This is a genomic window from Flavobacterium agri, from assembly GCF_013401995.1.
Lineage (GTDB): Bacteria > Bacteroidota > Bacteroidia > Flavobacteriales > Flavobacteriaceae > Flavobacterium > Flavobacterium agri.
In genome coordinates this window covers 117,211-134,257 of sequence record NZ_JACBJI010000003.1, presented here as the reverse complement: position 1 = coordinate 134,257, position 17,047 = coordinate 117,211, and the positions used below count along the sequence as shown (strand labels likewise).

19 protein-coding genes are annotated in these 17,047 nt (G+C 45.8%); 4 read left to right on the top strand and 15 right to left on the bottom strand.

The genetic code is table 11. The annotated features are described in order from the left end of the window. Positions 1-2: 2 nt before the first annotated feature. The 9 genes from rpsS to rpsL form a co-directional block, all read right to left on the bottom strand. Positions 3-281: a 30S ribosomal protein S19 gene (gene rpsS, locus HZF10_RS07890; protein ID WP_176005655.1), complete on the bottom strand. Its 279-nt coding sequence runs from the start codon at positions 279-281 to the stop codon at positions 3-5. Positions 282-287: 6 nt separating this feature from the next. Next, positions 288-1,112 carry a 50S ribosomal protein L2 gene (rplB, locus tag HZF10_RS07885; protein WP_176005654.1) on the bottom strand — a complete coding sequence of 275 codons (825 nt, stop codon included), beginning with the start codon at positions 1,110-1,112 and terminating at the stop codon, positions 288-290. Positions 1,113-1,124: 12 nt separating this feature from the next. Then, positions 1,125-1,415, bottom strand: coding sequence for a 50S ribosomal protein L23 (rplW, locus tag HZF10_RS07880; RefSeq protein ID WP_176005653.1), 291 nt, complete (start codon positions 1,413-1,415; stop codon positions 1,125-1,127). Between the two features lie 7 nt (positions 1,416-1,422). Further along, complete coding sequence (gene rplD, locus HZF10_RS07875; RefSeq protein ID WP_176005652.1) at positions 1,423-2,052, bottom strand: 50S ribosomal protein L4; 630 nt, start codon at positions 2,050-2,052, stop codon at positions 1,423-1,425. Beyond that, entirely contained in the window at positions 2,052-2,669 is a 618-nt protein-coding gene (gene rplC, locus HZF10_RS07870; RefSeq protein ID WP_176005651.1) for a 50S ribosomal protein L3, read from the bottom strand. The genes rplD and rplC overlap by 1 nt, the downstream gene beginning before the upstream one ends. A gap of 264 nt (positions 2,670-2,933) precedes the next feature. Next, positions 2,934-3,239: a 30S ribosomal protein S10 gene (rpsJ, locus tag HZF10_RS07865; protein ID WP_169528673.1), complete on the bottom strand. Its 306-nt coding sequence runs from the start codon at positions 3,237-3,239 to the stop codon at positions 2,934-2,936. Positions 3,240-3,250: 11 nt separating this feature from the next. Then, entirely contained in the window at positions 3,251-5,374 is a 2,124-nt protein-coding gene (gene fusA, locus HZF10_RS07860) for an elongation factor G (protein ID WP_176005650.1), read from the bottom strand. 6 nt (positions 5,375-5,380) lie between these two features. Continuing rightward, positions 5,381-5,857, bottom strand: a complete 477-nt coding sequence (gene rpsG / locus HZF10_RS07855; protein ID WP_176005649.1) for a 30S ribosomal protein S7 — start codon at positions 5,855-5,857, stop codon at positions 5,381-5,383. Between the two features lie 25 nt (positions 5,858-5,882). Further along, positions 5,883-6,266, bottom strand: a complete 384-nt coding sequence (gene rpsL / locus HZF10_RS07850; protein WP_169528676.1) for a 30S ribosomal protein S12 — start codon at positions 6,264-6,266, stop codon at positions 5,883-5,885. A gap of 407 nt (positions 6,267-6,673) precedes the next feature. On the opposite strand from rpsL, the gene HZF10_RS07845 reads away from it, so the two are divergent. Both HZF10_RS07845 and rlmB read left to right on the top strand, forming a co-directional pair. Beyond that, a complete protein-coding gene (locus HZF10_RS07845) occupies positions 6,674-8,338 on the top strand; it encodes a BamA/TamA family outer membrane protein (protein ID WP_176005648.1) in 1,665 nt (554 codons plus the stop codon). A gap of 111 nt (positions 8,339-8,449) precedes the next feature. Continuing rightward, the gene (rlmB, locus tag HZF10_RS07840; RefSeq protein WP_176005647.1) at positions 8,450-9,187 is read left to right on the top strand and encodes a 23S rRNA (guanosine(2251)-2'-O)-methyltransferase RlmB; all 738 of its coding nucleotides are present in this window, start codon (positions 8,450-8,452) and stop codon (positions 9,185-9,187) included. A 149-nt stretch (positions 9,188-9,336) separates the two neighbouring features. Here the strand turns inward: rlmB and HZF10_RS07835 are convergent, their stop codons facing one another. After that, positions 9,337-10,143, bottom strand: a complete 807-nt coding sequence (locus HZF10_RS07835; RefSeq protein ID WP_176005646.1) for a rhomboid family intramembrane serine protease — start codon at positions 10,141-10,143, stop codon at positions 9,337-9,339. A 203-nt stretch (positions 10,144-10,346) separates the two neighbouring features. On the opposite strand from HZF10_RS07835, the gene HZF10_RS07830 reads away from it, so the two are divergent. After that, positions 10,347-11,624: a replication-associated recombination protein A gene (locus HZF10_RS07830; protein ID WP_176005645.1), complete on the top strand. Its 1,278-nt coding sequence runs from the start codon at positions 10,347-10,349 to the stop codon at positions 11,622-11,624. On the opposite strand, the gene HZF10_RS07825 is transcribed toward HZF10_RS07830, so the two are convergent. Genes HZF10_RS07825 through radC form a run of 3 tightly spaced genes read right to left on the bottom strand, consistent with a single transcriptional unit; the run spans position 11,621 to position 13,822 of the window. Then, positions 11,621-12,388, bottom strand: a complete 768-nt coding sequence (locus tag HZF10_RS07825; protein ID WP_176005644.1) for a hypothetical protein — start codon at positions 12,386-12,388, stop codon at positions 11,621-11,623. The two genes, HZF10_RS07830 and HZF10_RS07825, sit on opposite strands and share 4 nt — an antisense overlap. Continuing rightward, positions 12,389-13,075 carry a YjjG family noncanonical pyrimidine nucleotidase gene (locus HZF10_RS07820; protein ID WP_176005643.1) on the bottom strand — a complete coding sequence of 229 codons (687 nt, stop codon included), beginning with the start codon at positions 13,073-13,075 and terminating at the stop codon, positions 12,389-12,391. It abuts the gene before it with no gap. Positions 13,076-13,126: 51 nt separating this feature from the next. After that, the gene (radC, locus tag HZF10_RS07815; protein WP_176005642.1) at positions 13,127-13,822 is read right to left on the bottom strand and encodes a RadC family protein; all 696 of its coding nucleotides are present in this window, start codon (positions 13,820-13,822) and stop codon (positions 13,127-13,129) included. A gap of 206 nt (positions 13,823-14,028) precedes the next feature. Here radC and HZF10_RS07810 point away from each other — a divergent pair, with 206 nt between their 5' ends. After that, the gene (locus HZF10_RS07810) at positions 14,029-14,604 is read left to right on the top strand and encodes a DUF1287 domain-containing protein (RefSeq protein ID WP_176005641.1); all 576 of its coding nucleotides are present in this window, start codon (positions 14,029-14,031) and stop codon (positions 14,602-14,604) included. A gap of 32 nt (positions 14,605-14,636) precedes the next feature. On the opposite strand, the gene HZF10_RS07805 is transcribed toward HZF10_RS07810, so the two are convergent. Both HZF10_RS07805 and HZF10_RS07800 read right to left on the bottom strand, forming a co-directional pair. After that, positions 14,637-15,995 (bottom strand): UDP-N-acetylmuramate--L-alanine ligase, encoded by a 1,359-nt coding sequence (locus tag HZF10_RS07805; protein WP_176005640.1) that lies wholly within the window; start codon positions 15,993-15,995, stop codon positions 14,637-14,639. Continuing rightward, entirely contained in the window at positions 15,995-16,708 is a 714-nt protein-coding gene (locus HZF10_RS07800; protein WP_246282508.1) for a tetratricopeptide repeat protein, read from the bottom strand. Before HZF10_RS07800 ends, HZF10_RS07805 begins: the two co-directional genes overlap by 1 nt. Positions 16,709-17,047 lie beyond the last annotated feature (339 nt).

Genomic DNA, 17,047 nt, shown 5'->3' with positions numbered 1-17,047 from the left:
TCTTATTTTTTACCTTTATTTTTAGCACCTGCGTGACCGCGGAATGAGCGGGTAGGCGAAAATTCTCCTAGTTTATGGCCAACCATGTTCTCGGTAACATAAACCGGAACGAATTGACGACCATTGTGTACGGCGATAGTCTGTCCAACGAAGTCTGGAGTGATCATTGAAGCGCGAGACCAAGTCTTCACAACTCCTTTTCCACCTTTTTCTACGTTTTCAAGAACTTTCTTTTCTAATTTATAGTGAACGAAAGGTCCCTTTTTTAATGAACGTGCCATGTCTTATTATTTCTTTCTGCGTTCTACAATATACTTATTGCTCGGATTAGCCTTAGCACGAGTTCTGTAACCTTTAGCCGGAAGACCTTTACGTGAGCGTGGGTGACCTCCAGAAGAGCGTCCTTCACCACCACCCATCGGGTGATCAACAGGGTTCATGGCAACTGGTCTCGTACGAGGACGACGGCCCAACCAACGTGAACGTCCAGCCTTACCTGAAACGACCAATTGGTGATCTGAATTGGAAACTGCACCAATCGTAGCCGAACAAGTCAAAAGAATCAAACGAGTCTCTCCTGAAGGCATTTTGATCGTAGCGTATTTTCCGTCACGAGCCATCAACTGTGCGAATGTTCCAGCCGAACGAGCGATAACCGCTCCTTGACCCGGACGCAATTCGATACAAGAGATAACCGTACCTAGAGGAATTTTGCTAAGTGGCAATGTGTTTCCGATTTCCGGCTGCGCGTTCTCGCCAGACATTACCGTCTGACCAACTTGCAATCCGTTTTGAGCAATTACATACGTTTTGGCACCATCGGCGTAAGCCAACAAAGCGATGAACGCAGTTCTGTTCGGATCGTACTCGATAGACTTCACAGTAGCAGGAATTCCTGCTTTAGTGCGTTGGAAGTCGATCATACGATACCTTTTCTTGTGACCACCGCCTGTATAACGCATGGTCATTTTTCCTTGACTATTTCTACCTCCGGACTTTTTTATCGGTGCTAGCAAAGAGCGCTCCGGCTTATCAGTTGTAATAGTGTCAAAGCTATTCACAACTCTAAATCGCTGGCCCGGGGTAATAGGTTTTAATTTTCTAACTGACATTTTCGTCTTCTATTAGATGTTGTTATAAAAATCGATTGTGTCTCCTTCCTTAACCTGGACGATGGCCTTCTTGTAAGAATTCGTCTTTCCGCTGATCAATCCACTTTTAGTGTATTTAACGGAACGGTCAGGGCGAACGTTCATAGTGTTCACTTCAACAACGGTAACTCCGTAAGCAGCCTCGACCGCTTTCTTGATTTCCACCTTGTTGGCTTTTTTGTTCACCACGAAACCGAAACGGTTCGAAAGCTCGCTTTCACGGGTTACTTTTTCAGTAACGATAGGTTTGATAATGATACTCATCGCCTTCTTATTTGCTTAAATTCTCAACAATTCCTTCTACAGAACCTTCAAGAAGCACAACATTGTTCGCGTTTAGAATCGCGTAAGTGCTTAATTCTGAAGATGTTACAACATTTGAAGCCTTCAAATTTCGTGACGACAAATATATATTTTTATTCGAATCACCCAACACGAACAAAGACTTTTTGTTCTCTAAGCCCAACGCTTTCAATACGTTGATGAAGTTTTTCGTGTTTGGAGTCTCGAAGTTGAAGTCCTCAAGAACTACCAGATTGTTCTCCTGAACCTTTGCAGAAAGCACCGACTTACGAGCCAAACGCTTCAAGTTTTTGTTCAATTTGAACGAGTAGCTTCTTGGACGTGGTCCGAAGATAGTACCACCACCTTTGAAAACTGGTGACTTTACAGAACCCGCACGAGCTGTACCAGTTCCTTTTTGCTTCTTGATCTTACGAGTAGAACCTGTAACTTCAGCACGCTCTTTCGCTTTGTGAGTTCCCTGGCGTTGGTTGGCCAAATACTGCTTCACATCAAGGTAAACGGCGTGTTTGTTAGGCTCGATCCCGAAAACCGCAGCGTCCAGGCTTACTGTACGTCCGGTTTCTTTTCCGCTGATATTTAAAACTTTTACGTCCATTACTTCTGAATGATTAGGTAAGAGTCTTTGTGTCCCGGAACCGCACCTTTAACAAGGATCAGGTTTTTGTCGGCAACTACCTTCAAAACTCTTAGGTTTTGTACTTTAACATTAACTCCACCCATTCTTCCCGCCATACGCATTCCTTTGAATACACGTGAAGGATAAGATGAAGCTCCAACAGAACCAGGTGCGCGCAAACGGTTGTGCTGACCGTGAGTAGACTGTCCTACCCCGCCAAATCCGTGACGTTTAACAACACCTTGGAAACCTTTTCCTTTAGAGACACCTTGGATGTCTACAAATTCGCCTTCAGAAAAAATAGTAACGTCGATAACGTCACCAAGTTTCTGCTCTGTTGCAAAATCCTGGAATTCGACGACTTTCTTCTTAGCAACAGTTCCCGCTTTCTTAAAGTGACCTTCGGCCGCTTTGTTGGAATGTTTTTCAGATTTGTCATCGAAACCAAGTTGCAACGCTTCATACCCGTCAACCTCGTTGGTTCTGACTTGGGTAACCACACATGGTCCAGCTTCGATCACGGTACAAGGGATGTTCTTCCCGTTCTCGTCGAAAATGCTGGTCATGCCGATTTTTCTTCCAATTAACCCAGACATAAAAACTAATTAATTATTAAACAATTGATTTCAAAATAGCAAAGACGCTATTTTTTGAGCGTGCAAATATAGAGATTAAGATTTACTAAACAAAACGTAATCAGCATGTTTTCTGAAGAATATTTCAAAACATCGACAAACTCGCGATATCCGATCAAAAACTCCCCAAAAAACAAGCATTTCAGCCTTATCCAGCAACCTTAATAAAAAAGCAAATGACCGGAATGATCCGATCATTTGCCTTTGATTATCTATTCTGAATTATCAGACTTTGATTTCAACTTCAACACCGCTAGGCAATTCAAGCTTCATTAGAGCGTCGATTGTCTTTGATGAAGAAGAGTAGATATCGATAAGTCTTTTGTAAGACATTACTTCGAACTGCTCACGCGCTTTCTTGTTTACGTGAGGTGAACGTAGTACTGTAAAAAGCTTTTTGTTCGTAGGCAACGGAATCGGACCAGTTACCACAGCTCCCGTGCTTTTTACGGTTTTTACGATCTTCTCGGACGATTTGTCAACGAGCATGTGATCGTAAGACTTCAGTTTTATTCTGATTTTTTGACTCATTTTCTTAAAGATTAAGCGTTACCTTTTGCTTTTTTGATAACCTGTTCAGAGATGTTCGATGGCGTCTCCTCGTAGTGATCGAATTCCATTGTAGACGTCGCACGACCTGAAGAAAGGGTACGCAATGTAGTCACGTAACCGAACATTTCAGAAAGCGGAACGAATGCCTTGATAACTTTGGCACCGTTACGGTCGCTCATGTCGTTGACCTGTCCGCGACGACGGTTCAAGTCACCTACGATATCACCCATGTTTTCTTCCGGAGTGATGACTTCCAATTTCATGATCGGCTCAAGGATAACCGCTCCGGCAGCACGGCCAGATTCTTTGTATCCAAGTTTAGCAGCCAATTCGAATGAAAGCGCATCGGAATCCACAGGGTGGAAAGATCCGTCGAGAAGCGTTACTTTCAAGCTATCCACTTCGTAACCGGCCAAAGGACCTTGTTTCATAGCGGCTTTGAAACCTTTCTCTACAGACGGAACGTATTCTTTAGGAACGTTACCGCCTTTCACCTCGTTCACGAACTGAAGACCTACGAAACCTTCGTCTGCAGGCTCGATCTTGAACACGATGTCGGCAAATTTACCGCGACCACCAGTCTGTTTCTTGTAAACTTCACGGTGTTGTGCAGCACGTGTAAACGCTTCTTTGTACTCAACCTGAGGCTCGCCTTGGTTAACTTCGACTTTGAATTCACGACGCATACGGTCAACCAGGATATCCAAGTGGAGCTCACCCATACCTGAAATGATCGTTTGTCCTGAAGCCTCGTCGGTCTTAACCTGGAACGTCGGATCTTCTTCGGCCAGTTTAGCCAAAGCCATACCCATCTTATCAACGTCGGCCTTAGTTTTAGGCTCGATAGCGATACCGATTACCGGCGCAGGGAAATCCATAGATTCGAGAACGATCGGGTGCTTTTCGTCACACATCGTGTCTCCGGTCTTGATGTCCTTAAATCCTACAGCCGCTCCGATGTCACCAGCTTCGATGAATTCGATCGGGTTTTGCTTGTTCGCGTGCATCTGGTAGATACGGGAGATACGTTCTTTGTTTCCTGAACGCGTGTTCAAGATGTAAGAACCTGCATCCAAACGACCAGAGTAAGCGCGGAAGAACGCCAAACGACCTACGTAAGGGTCAGTTGCGATCTTGAACGCCAAAGCCGCGAATGGCTCCTTAACGTCCGGCTTGCGCGATTCAGCTTGCTCCGTGTCGGGGTTTGTACCTTCGATAGCCTCTTTGTCAAGCGGAGAAGGAAGATATTTACAAACCGCGTCAAGCATGAACTGCACGCCTTTGTTCTTGAACGAAGATCCGCAAAGCATCGGGATGATAGACATATCGATAGCCGCCTTGCGAAGTGCGTTGTTGATTTCGTCTTCGGTGATCGAGTTTTCATCCTCGAAGAATTTCTCCATCAAAGACTCATCGTACTCGGCAACTGCTTCGATAAGCATTGCGCGGTACTGGTGCGCCTCTTCTTTCATGTCTTCAGGAATGTCGATCACGTCGAAAGTAGCTCCTTGAGTTGCATCGTGCCATACGATAGCCTGGTTTTTCACCAAGTCAACGATACCTTTGAAATCTTCTTCTTCACCGATCGGCAAAACGATTGGCACAGCATTAGATTTCAACATATCTTTTACCTGCTGGCAAACGCGCAAGAAGTTCGAACCTTGACGGTCCATCTTGTTCACGAATCCCATACGTGGCACTTTGTAGTTGTCCGCCAAACGCCAGTTTGTTTCTGACTGCGGCTCAACTCCGTCAACAGCAGAGAAAAGGAACACAAGACCATCGAGTACGCGAAGGGAACGGTTTACCTCTACGGTAAAGTCAACGTGTCCCGGAGTATCGATGATGTTGAAGTGATAAGGCTTAGCATCTGCAGTCGGCTTTCCTTGCTGAGTCGGGAATACCCACTCGCAAGTCGTAGCAGCAGAAGTGATCGTGATACCACGCTCTTGCTCCTGAGCCATCCAGTCCATCGTTGCAGCACCGTCGTGAACCTCACCGATCTTGTGCGATTTTCCGGTGTAAAATAGGATACGCTCAGTCGTCGTAGTCTTTCCTGCGTCGATGTGAGCAGCGATCCCGATATTTCTTGTAAATTTTAAGTCTCTTGCCATTTCTGATTAGAATCTAAAGTGAGAGAATGCTTTGTTAGCTTCTGCCATCTTGTGAGTATCCATACGTTTTTTCACAGCAGCTCCTTCTTCTTTGGCAGCAGCCAAGACTTCGTTAGCCAAACGCTGAGCCATCGATTTCTCGTTACGGCGGCGTGCGTAAAGGATCATCCACTTCATCGCCATAGAGATCTTGCGATCCGGACGAATTTGCATTGGGATCTGGAATGTAGCTCCACCAACACGACGCGAACGTACTTCTACGTGCGGCATTACGTTAGTCAAAGCGTCTTTCCAAATTTCTAGTGCCGATTTCTCGGCGTCCTGCTTCTTAGACTCCACGATATCGATAGCATCGTAGAATACTTTGAACGCAGTCGATTTTTTACCGTCCCACATCAAGTTGTTTACAAAACGTGTTACCAACTGGTCATTGAAACGCGGATCTGGTAAAAGAGGTCTTTTCTTGGCCTGTCTTTTTCTCATTTCTTCTTACTTAAAAGTTTTTAAATTACTTTTTTGCGTCTTTAGGGCGTTTTGCTCCGTATTTCGAACGACGTTGTGTACGGCCTGCAACACCAGAAGTGTCAAGCGCACCGCGCACAATGTGATAACGAACTCCTGGCAAATCTTTTACCCTTCCGCCCCTAACTAATACTATCGAGTGCTCTTGGAGGTTGTGTCCTTCTCCTGGGATGTATGCGTTCACCTCGTTCCCGTTAGTCAAACGTACACGCGCTACTTTACGCATCGCAGAGTTTGGCTTTTTAGGAGTCGTGGTGTAAACACGCGTACAAACGCCACGTCTTTGAGGACATGAATCCAAAGCAACCGATTTACTCTTCTTAGTTATCTGGGTTCTTCCAGTTCTTACTAATTGTTGAATTGTTGGCATAATGTTTACTAAAAAAATTTTATGATTCTAATTCCCGCTATTTACGGGGTCGCAAAGGTAGTCAATTATTTTATTGAAACAAATCTTAACTGATTAATTTTCAACTACACAAATTCCAAGCATAATCCCGACGCTTCGGAACCAAATTCCAATGCGACACGAAAAGACTTCGCAAAGCTTCGTTTTGTTTCGAATGCGACAAAAAACGACTGCGACTTTTGAATCAGGTTGACAAAATTAATCTGGAAAATCAATTCCGGAAAAGCACTGAAGTTACTATTATATTAAGTTAAGCACCAGGCAGGCTAGTGAAGCTTCTAAACAACGCATTTGGGGTTTGGATTTTGGAATTTGAAATTTCCATTGATATTAAATTCCGTTATTTTGCGTTTACCTAAAAACTGCTTTTGAAACGCCTCTTCCCTATCCTGTTCCTGCTTTTTGGCTTTGCGGCAAATGCGCAACAGCTCGGCTTGGTCATTTCGGGGAACGATGAAACCGAAACCAAGATCATCGACTCCGTCGGTTATGTAAAAACATTCCCGAACGTCAGGGCGATCGAAACCGAAACCAAAGCGCTTTCTTCCAAGCTTGAACGCATCGGATTTTTATCGTCCGAAATCATTGAAAACTCCAAAACGAACGATTCTACTTTCGTCTATAAATTCGCGCTCGGAAAACGCACCAAAAACGTACATATATATATAGGTAAAAATCCCGAACTCAAAGAGATGGTTTTCCCCGGAGAAAAAGACACGATATCGCTGCCGATTTCCCAAACCGAAACCTATCTCAACAACGCTTTGCAATCGCTCGAAAAGAAAGGCTATTCGCTTGCCAAACTGCAGCTGGTTAACTTCCGCAGGAAAGGGAATTCGCTCGTGGCCGATTTGAAGATCGAAACGGGCAAGCAACGCGTTTTGAACGACATCGTGTTCAACGGATACGACAAATTTCCCGAAGGCCACAAACGCAACATCCGCCGACTGTACAAAAACAAGACGTTCAACCAGGAAACGCTGCAAAGTTTGTCCAACGACGTGAACAAGTTCCGATTCGTGAACCAGACGAAATATCCCGAAATCCTGTTTACGACAGACACGACCAAAGTCTACGTCTACATCGAAAAAGCCAAACCTTCCCGTTTCGACGGGCTTGTCGGGTTTGCGAACGACGAAGCCAATTCCAAAATCGTGTTCAGCGGTTATCTCGACCTGTTGCTCGTGAATTTCGTAAATACGGGCGAAGAATTTTCATTGTATTGGAAGTCTGACGGAAAGGAACAACGCACGTTCAACGCCTCGATCGAGCTTCCGTACATTTTCAAATCGCGCTTCGGCGTCAAGGCCGCGCTCAACATCTTCAAGCAGGATTCGACGTTCCAGAATACGAAAACCGCGATCGACATCGGCTATTATTTCAACTACAACACGCGATTGTATTTGGGATATCAGGCCACCGAATCGTCCGACATCCAAAACCAGAACAACTTTTCGATCAACGACTACAAGAACAAGTTCGCGACGGTCAACCTCGATTTCGTCGATTTCAAAGTAGACGATTTCCTGTTTCCCGAAAAGACGCGGCTTTACCTCAAAGCCGGTATCGGTTCGCGCGATTCCAACCTGCAAAAGAACGGACAGTTTTTCGCCGAAGCCAGCTTAAGGCATAATTTCTATCTCAACGACAAGAACATCGTCAACGTCAAAAGCCAGAATTATTACTTGAACAGCGATGTGTATATCGTCAACGAATTGTACCGTTTCGGCGGCATCAATTCCATACGTGGCTTCAACGAGAGCAGCCTGCAGGCCAATTTCGTGAGTTCGATCTTGACCGAATACCGATATGTGCTCGCCCCGAATCTTTACGTGCATTCGATCATCGATTACGGTTATTTCGTAGATGAAACGTCCGATATGCGCGATTCGCTCCTAGGACTTGGCTTCGGCTTTGGACTGCAAACCAAAACCGGACTTCTGAACCTCGTTTACGCCAACGGAAGTACGGGCGACCAAGAGATTAAACTGTCGAATTCGATCGTGCACCTTAGCTTGAAGGCTAATTTTTAGGATTGACAGATCGTCAGATTTACAGATTACGGATTTACAGATTTCTGCGATTAATTCTGACAATCTGAAAATCTGACGATCTGATAATCCTCAATAACCTATCTTTGCGCCATGGAACAAGAACACCACATTTTCGGCATACGCGCCATCCTCGAAGCCATCCGCAACAAAAAGGAAATCGACAAAGTATTTATCCAAAAGGAAGCACAGGGTAACTTGATGAAAGATTTGCTCGGAGCTCTAAAAAAGGAGAACATCAATTTCTCGTATGTGCCTGTCGAAAAACTCAACCGCATCACCAAACTCAATCATCAAGGAGCGATCGCTAGCATTTCGCCCGTGAAGTTCTACGATATGGAAACGCTGATCAACCAGGTCACCGAATCCGGAAAAATGCCGTTGTTCCTGATCCTTGACCAGTTGAGTGACGCGAGGAATTTCGGTGCGATCATCAGGACTGCGGAATGTACTGGCGTGAATGGGATCATCGTGCAAAAAGCAGGTTCGGCTCCCGTGAACGGAGACACTGTCAAAACGTCGGCCGGAGCCGTGTTCAACATTCCGATCTGTAAAGTCGAGCACATCAAGGACGCGATTTTCTATCTGCAAGGCTCGGGCATCAAGACCGTAGCGGCGACCGAGAAGACCGAAGACAGCATTTACGACATCAATTTCAACGAACCCGTGGCGATCATTATGGGATCGGAAGATCGCGGAATCAATCCTTCGGTTTTGAAAATTGTCGATGAGAAAGCGAAGCTGCCTATGTACGGAACGATTGGCTCGCTTAATGTTTCCGTGGCTTGCGGCGCGTTCCTTTACGAGACTGTGCGACAGAGAACCGTTTAATTTTTTAGAAGCCGAATCCTGCTGACCCACTTTTAGCTTTCTTGCAAACGCCACCTTTTGCAACCCAAAACAGGAGCTTCCTGCGGTCGCTCGGTTTCGGGAACAAAATCGAGGCGTTTCCTTCAAAAGGCTAACCGCTTGCATCAGGGCTAGGATTTGTGCTCCAAATTGGTTTCGCTGTCAGGATCGAGCTTCGGAATTTCCTGAATTTGAGGAACGAATGTGTAATGGATGCGCACTACGTTGTTAGTCGCCTGGGCGATCTCTTCTTGCACTTCCGGTTCAGGCTTCGGCGGATCGACAAAATTGCCGTTCTCGTCAAACCTTCTCATAAACGCATCTTCCTCGGGATTAAAATCGGGTTGCTGCCAATCATACCTGAGCATTTCCTTGTATTCGGGCGTTTTGTAAACGATCGCGAACAACAATCCGGCGAGAAAACCGCCCAAATGTCCTTCCCACGAGATCGAGTCTTCAATTCCGGGAAAAACATACCAAACCATTCCGCCGTAGCTCATGATCACTGCCAATGAAAGCGCGACGAGCCTGTAATATTTGGTGATGATGCCTTTGAAAAAGATAAAGCTGAACAGCACGTAAATCAGTCCGCTCGCGCCCAAATGATAATCCTGACGGCCGAAAATCCAAGTGAACGCACCCGAAAACAGTATCCCGAAAAAGATCACTTTAAGCGAAAGCTCGCGGTAGAAATAAATAAGTGCGGCCATCAAAATCGCAAGTGGGATGCTGTTATTGGCGATGTGCTCAAGGCTTCCGTGCAGGAAAGCACTCGTGAAAATACCCGGCAATCCCTGAACCGTGCGCGGTAAAATCGCGAGGAAATGCAAGTCGAGATTGTAATATTGCTCCAATCCGTAAACCGTCCAGATGGCGAACGTGAACAAAAGCGGAAACAGGATTACCGATGGCGTGTATTTGAAGTAATTGTCGTTCATGATAGTCAAAAGTCAAAGTCGAAAGTCTTGCGACTTACGAGTTGGTTGGTCGACGGCGTTTCGTCAAAAATACGACCAAATGGAATTTAGTGAAATTTTGTCAGGTTTGGGAAGTTCCGAGCGCAGTCGAGGAACTCCAAATTTCAAATCTTAAACTTCAAACTATATAAAACCATCAACTCCAAAACCGCTATTTTTGTCATATGGAAGCTCCACTCGCCGAACGCATACGCCCTCAAAAACTAGAAGATTACATCAGCCAATTGCATTTGGTAGGACCCGAAGGTTCGCTCACGCAGCAAATCGCGCGCGGTATCGTCCCATCGTTGATTTTTTGGGGCCCGCCTGGAACCGGAAAAACCACGCTCGCGCAAATCATAGCCGAGGAATCCAAACGCCCGTTCTATATTTTGAGCGCGATCAATGCAGGCGTGAAAGACGTTCGCGAAGTCATAGACAAAGCCAAGCAATCGGGCGGTCTGTTCACGGCCAAAAACCCGATTTTGTTCATAGACGAGATCCATCGTTTCAGCAAATCACAACAAGATTCATTGCTCGCGGCCGTCGAAAAAGGTTGGGTGACTTTGATCGGCGCTACGACCGAAAATCCGAGTTTCGAAGTGATTCCCGCATTACTGTCGCGTTGTCAGGTTTACGTACTCAATCCGTTTTCGAAAGAGGATTTGGAGACGCTTCTGCAACGTGCGATCAAAACCGACGTCATCCTCAAAACCAAAAAAATAAAACTCAAGGAAACCGAGGCATTACTGCGACTTTCGGGTGGAGACGGGCGAAAATTGCTCAATGTATTCGAGCTCGTCATCAATGCTGTTGGAGGCGACTCAATTACCGTGACCAACGACATGGTGCTCAAAATCGCGCAACAGAACACGGTTTTGTACGACAAGACGGGCGAACAGCATTACGACATCATCTCGGCTTTTATAAAATCGATGCGCGGAAGCGACCCGAACGGCGCTGTTTATTGGCTTGCAAGGATGATAGAAGGTGGAGAAGACGTGAAATTCATCGCAAGAAGAATGCTGATTTTGGCCAGCGAAGATATCGGGAACGCAAACCCGACAGCACTTGTGATCGCGAACAACACATTTCAAGCCGTGACGACCATCGGTTATCCGGAAAGTCGCATCATTTTGAGCCAATGCGCCGTGTATTTGGCAACTTCACCAAAAAGTAATGCGAGTTATGAAGCAATCGGAAAAGCGCAACAATTGGTCAAGCAATTCGGAGATTTGCCTGTTCCTTTACACTTGAGAAATGCGCCTACGAAATTGATGAAGGAATTAGGTTACGGTGACGATTACAAATACGCTCACAGTTACGACAATAATTTCATCGATCAGGATTTTCTTCCGGAAGCGATCCGCGGCACGAAAATCTACGAACCCGGCAACAACTCCCGCGAAAATTCAACACGGGAATTTCTCAAGAATCGCTGGAAAGACCGCTATGATTATTAGAATTTGATCGAAACTTCTTCGGTCATGAGTTTTCCGTCTACATAATATTCGAAAACCCATTTGCCTTTGCCTTTTTCGATAAGCGTTCCGGTTTGCCCGTCTTTGTCGGCAAGGAAAACCTGGGCGCTCGATGTTTTTTTGATTTTGAAAATCACTTTGGGCGTAGTATCTACGAGTTGATATCCGTTTTCGACGGGTTGTGCAAAAAGCGTATTCTTGTCCACAACCATTTCTTCTACTGGTTTAGAAGGAGCTGTTTTTAATGTGGAAACCGGCATTGGTCGCTTTCCGATGCTTTCGCGAATACCGTCTTTTCCGTTATAGGAATACCCTAAAGTCTCGAATGACTTAAATGCTTCACGCAATGCCTGGCGATAAGCGGTCTTATATTCCTTCTCGCGACTGACGCCAAGTTCAGTCCTAAACAACTCGACATTCATGCAATCGCGCAATGTCACGCTAAGCTTGGTCACGAACATGTTGTTTTTCTCGGCAACCACGTCGGCAAACATCTTGTTGCAATTGTCGCCTGCGGCTTCGAGCGGCAACAAATCGGTGTCGTAAAAAACTTTGAAACCGTACTTTTCCAAGTACATTTTGGTAAACATGTTGAGTTGGTATTGATCTGGTTCCTTGAGAAAGCTGAACTTAGACGGTACAATCACAAACTTGTAATTATTGATCGTTTCCCTAGGGTTTTCATCGTTTTGAGCAAAAGAGAACGCACTCATAAAAAACAACAAGGCTGCGAAAACATTTTTCATTTAAAGGTATTTTTTTAATTCAGAGAGATTCGATATTTGTTTGATTCCTTCATAACTGACCTCGGGATCGGGACAAAATAAGATGGCGTCGATTCCGCAATTCAATGCCCCGCGTACATCGGCATCAATGCAATCACCAATCATAAGGCTTTGCTCTTTTTTTGTTTTGGCCAATGACAAAGCGTGTTCAAATATAAGCGGATTCGGTTTTTTTACACCTGCCTTTTCAGAATTTGTGACCGTCGCGAAATAATGTCCGATGCCCGCATTCTCAAGTTTGCGCGATTGGACATCGTGAAATCCGTTGGTTATGATGTGCAGATTGTATTTCGCTTTCAGATAATCCAGGACTTCGATCGTGCCTTCAAAAAGATGGTTGTTCAGCGGAAGGCACTGTATGTATTCCGAAGAAACACGCATCACGAGTTCATCGGAAATTTCAAAACCCAATAGGTGGAAGGCTTTCCTGAATCGTCCGAAGCGCAATTCTTCATGCGTGATTTCATCCTTTCGGTATTTTTCCCAATACTCGTGGTTGATCGGCACATAAAACTTGAGGAATGCCTCGAGGTCTGCTTCGATTTCAAGTTGCTCAAAAATCGTCTCGAACGCCAACGCGGAATTCTTCTCGAAATCCCAAAGCGTGTGATCGAGGTCGAAAAATATGTCGCGGACGTGGGCTGCCATTTTCATGTTCGCAAATATAACGACAAATGTGTGCCTAAGTTGTTGGCGAATTCATAATATTCCGGCGTCTGCAAAACTGAAATAGGCCGTTTCTGTCACGATGATATGGTCGAGTACTTTGATATCGAGATTTTCGCCGGCCAATTTCATTTTTCGCGTAATCTGACGATCGGCATCACTTGCCTTTAGCGTTCCCGACGGATGGTTGTGACAGAGTATGATGCCCGTCGTGGCATGCTGCAAGGCTATTTTGAATGCCAACCGTATATCTACGACCGTTCCCGTCATTCCGCCTTTGGACAACTGGACTTTATGCAGGATTTTGTTCGCGTTATTGAGATACAACACCCAAAATTCCTCGTGCATGAGTTCACCAATTAACGGCTGCATGACCAAAAATACGTCATGGCTCGAGCCGATCCGGGACAATTCGCGCGCTTCCGATTCGCGTTTGCGTCTCGCCAATTCCAACGCAGCCGAAATGGTCACTGCCTTTGCCTCTCCGATTCCTTTGTAAGCCGTAAGTTGGGCAAGCGACAACCGTCCCAATTCGTTTAGGTTGTTGCCGACGTTGGACAGTATGCGTTTACCCAAATCGACGGCCGATTCGCTTCTGGAACCCGAACCGATGAGGATTGCGATGAGTTCGGCGTCGCTTAACGCAGACCGGCCTTTGAGCAGCATTTTTTCACGCGGTCGGTCGTCTTCGGACCATTGACGAATGGGAAAGGATGTAGTTTCGGACATAAATTCAAGTGTATGGCTTTGATGATTTAGGTTACGACGCTTCGGGATGGGATTGGCTTTCGATCACTAAATTAAAAAGACATTGACGCAACGGTTTACAGAAAATCTGTATCAAAAGTTAAAAAACGATTCGGTAAATCCTGCATCTTCGAATCAGTCAAAATATTTTCAACCTGCCTGACGTTACTTTTTAAGACAATACTTACATGAAATTCTTTTTCGCCCTATTGCTCTCGGCCAGCTTCTTAATCGCGGTCGACAAGAACTTCGAGACACGTCTTTCGGACGCAGCGATCTCGATCGTCGACCCATCGGTTAAATACGACGGGAAATACACGGTTATTCCTTATCCGAACGGAGATGTAGATAAAACGAAAGGGGTTTGTACCGATGTCGTGATCCGGACTTACAGGAAACTCGGCATCGACCTTCAAAAAGAAGTACACCTCGATATGACACAGAATTTCTCGAAATACCCGCAAAAATGGGGACTCAAAAAACCAGATACCAACATCGACCACAGACGCGTGCCCAACCTCGAGGTTTTCTTTGCGCGAAAAGGACAGCGACTTGCCTTTACGAAAAATGCCTCCGATTATAAAACCGGCGACATCGTAACGTGGATGATCAACGGCAAACTACCGCATATCGGCATCGTCACCAACAGAAAAACTTCCGATGGCAAGCGTCACCTGATCGTTCACAACGTAGGCGGCGGACAGGTTTTGGAGGATTGTTTGTTTAGATATGAAATCGTCGGTCACTTCGCATATAAAAAGTAACTTCCAAAATCCAATCGTCTTAAAACGAACGGTTATATCAACGTCTTGATTTCGTCGAAGTTCAAACCGCCGTAATTGCCCGAACTCATGAGCAACAAAGCGATTCCTTCGGTGTCGAATTTCAAATGGAACAAATATTCCTTGAACGCTTCCGGATTCGTATAAATGACCAAATCGTCGCGTTTGAACGCCTGTGCGATCTGATCGGAAGTGATTTCTTCGAGGCGCTTGATCTTCACCGCTTCCGGCGAATAGAAAACCACGGCGACGTCGGCCGCATCGAGTGCGCCTTCATACTGCGAAAGGAATTCGGGATTGAGCGAACTGTAGGTGTGAAGTTCCAGACAAGCGACCAATTTCCTGTCGGGATATTGTTCTTTGACGGCTTTCGTGGTCGCGGCGACCTTGCTTGGTGAATGTGCAAAATCCTTGTACGCGACGTTGCGGTCGTTCTCGGCGATTTTCTCCAGACGTTTGGACGCGCCTTTGAACGTCGAGATCGCTTCGTAAAAATCGGCTTCGTCTACGCCCATGGCCTGGCAAATCCATTTTGCACCCGCGAGGTTGTTCAGGTTGTGCTTGCCGAAAACCTCTATCGGCATTGGACCTTCGGGCGTTTGTAGCAACGTCTTTCCGTTTTCGACCGAATATTCGGGCGTTTCGTAAGCGATTTTTCGGATCGGATTCGTCGCGGCTTCGGCCACTTTCTTCACTTCGGGATCTTCGGCATTGTACACGAGCATGCCGCCGTTGGTGATTTTTTTGATGAATATCTCGAACTGTTCGACATAATTTTCGAACGTCGGGAAAACGTTGATATGATCCCAGGCGATGCCCGAAATCAACGCGATGTTCGGATGATACAAGTGGAATTTCGGACGCAAATCTTCGGGAGACGACAAATATTCATCGCCTTCCAAAACGATAAAATCGTTCTTTTCGGTCAAATGCACCATCGTGTCGAAGCCTTCCAATTGCGCGCCCACCATGTAGTCGACGGCAATATTGTGGTAATGCATCACGTGCAGAATCATAGACGTGATCGTCGTTTTTCCGTGAGAACCGCCAATGACGACGCGGGTTTTGTTTTTCGATTGTTCGTATAGGAATTCCGGGTACGAATAAATCTTCAAACCGAGTTCCTGGGCTTTCTTCAACTCCGGATTGTCCGATTTGGCGTGCATTCCAAGAATCACGGCGTCGATATCGGACGTGATTTTTTCGGCGAACCAACCCATTTCGGCAGGAAGCAGTCCTTTCTTTTCCAATCGGGTGCGCGACGGTTCGAAAATAGCGTCGTCGCTTCCGGTTACGTGATAGCCTTTGGAATGGAGTGCAAGGGCGAGATTGTGCATGGCGCTTCCGCCTATGGCTATGAAATGGGTTCTCATCAGATGGATGTGGTTTTTGTTCGTGTATTGGATTCGAATGCTTCGGTTGCGGCTTTTGCCTTGTCGGGCCGTTTCATTTTGGCATAGACCGAAGTCAACTTGTTTAAAGTGGTGCGCGAATTGCCGATGGCGTGCGCTTTGAGGTAATATTTTTCGGCTTTCGGATAACGTTCGAAATATTCTTCGATACGACCTTTGGCCAAATAATGGTCGACGGCCGAAAGTTTTGCAAGCTCGTCGGCATATCGGTTGGCTTTGGATTCGCTTCCTCCGAAAATCCCGGGAACTTGCAGGTAATATTCTACCAAAGCCCAACGTGCCTCAACATGTTTCGGATTCAACGAAATCGCGGCCTCGAACGATTTCCTGATGTCGCCGATCATGCCCAAAGCCTTGAGTTTCCCACCCGAAGACGCGTCCATAGACAAAGCGCCTCCGTATTTGTAATGCGCTTCGGCGTTTTTAGGGTCGATCGCGATCAACTTTTGGTAATACTGCGCGGCCTGCTTCCATTTTTTGGAAAAAGCGCACAAATCGCCCAAACGCTCGGCAGCTTCCTTGCTTTTCGGATCGGCATCGAGACAAGCCAGATATTCCCGGTGCGCCTCGGCATATTTCTTCTGGGCGAAAAACTGTCGCGCCTTTTGGCAATCGGCCTGGGAAAAACCCATAGTCGGCAAAACCAAAAGAAATAAAACGACACACTTGGACATAAGCGGAAATTGGTTTTCAAAAGTAAAAAAATCCGACAGAAAAGCGGTTTTCCGAACCCGATTTATGAGACCTGAAAACCGAACGCAAAAGTGCCCGGCAAAACCTTGGACAGCCGTTTGCAAAACAGGCCCGAAATTCCGTAAACGGCACAAATTCATCGATGAACAACACAAGGTTTTAGCACCTAAAAGACCAGTATTTATAGGGTTTCGCAAGTTTTTTTCCGACGAAAATCCACAAAACATGCCTTTAATCGATTATTGGTGCTCGTCATCCATGAAAAGGATAAAAATTTTGAGGCCGAGGTAAATTTGTAGCTACAATCAGCATCAAAAAAT

Bases quoted from the DNA above. Each gene is read 5' to 3' on its own strand.
- rplC (WP_176005651.1), bottom strand. From the start codon at position 2,669: ATGTCTGGGTTAATTGGAAGAAAAATCGGCATGACCAGCATTTTCGAC.
- rlmB (WP_176005647.1), top strand. From the start codon at position 8,450: ATGGAACAAGAACACCACATTTTCGGCATACGCGCCATCCTCGAAGCC.
- rpsL (WP_169528676.1), bottom strand. From the start codon at position 6,266: ATGCCAACAATTCAACAATTAGTAAGAACTGGAAGAACCCAGATAACT.
- radC (WP_176005642.1), bottom strand. From the start codon at position 13,822: ATGTCCGAAACTACATCCTTTCCCATTCGTCAATGGTCCGAAGACGAC.
- rplW (WP_176005653.1), bottom strand. From the start codon at position 1,415: ATGAGTATCATTATCAAACCTATCGTTACTGAAAAAGTAACCCGTGAA.
- HZF10_RS07825 (WP_176005644.1), bottom strand. From the start codon at position 12,388: ATGAAAAATGTTTTCGCAGCCTTGTTGTTTTTTATGAGTGCGTTCTCT.
- rpsS (WP_176005655.1), bottom strand. From the start codon at position 281: ATGGCACGTTCATTAAAAAAGGGACCTTTCGTTCACTATAAATTAGAA.
- rpsJ (WP_169528673.1), bottom strand. From the start codon at position 3,239: ATGAGTCAAAAAATCAGAATAAAACTGAAGTCTTACGATCACATGCTC.
- HZF10_RS07805 (WP_176005640.1), bottom strand. From the start codon at position 15,995: ATGAGAACCCATTTCATAGCCATAGGCGGAAGCGCCATGCACAATCTC.
- HZF10_RS07835 (WP_176005646.1), bottom strand. From the start codon at position 10,143: ATGAACGACAATTACTTCAAATACACGCCATCGGTAATCCTGTTTCCG.
- rplD (WP_176005652.1), bottom strand. From the start codon at position 2,052: ATGGACGTAAAAGTTTTAAATATCAGCGGAAAAGAAACCGGACGTACA.
- fusA (WP_176005650.1), bottom strand. From the start codon at position 5,374: ATGGCAAGAGACTTAAAATTTACAAGAAATATCGGGATCGCTGCTCAC.
- HZF10_RS07800 (WP_246282508.1), bottom strand. From the start codon at position 16,708: ATGTCCAAGTGTGTCGTTTTATTTCTTTTGGTTTTGCCGACTATGGGT.
- HZF10_RS07830 (WP_176005645.1), top strand. From the start codon at position 10,347: ATGGAAGCTCCACTCGCCGAACGCATACGCCCTCAAAAACTAGAAGAT.
- rplB (WP_176005654.1), bottom strand. From the start codon at position 1,112: ATGTCAGTTAGAAAATTAAAACCTATTACCCCGGGCCAGCGATTTAGA.
- rpsG (WP_176005649.1), bottom strand. From the start codon at position 5,857: ATGAGAAAAAGACAGGCCAAGAAAAGACCTCTTTTACCAGATCCGCGT.
- HZF10_RS07820 (WP_176005643.1), bottom strand. From the start codon at position 13,075: ATGGCAGCCCACGTCCGCGACATATTTTTCGACCTCGATCACACGCTT.
- HZF10_RS07810 (WP_176005641.1), top strand. From the start codon at position 14,029: ATGAAATTCTTTTTCGCCCTATTGCTCTCGGCCAGCTTCTTAATCGCG.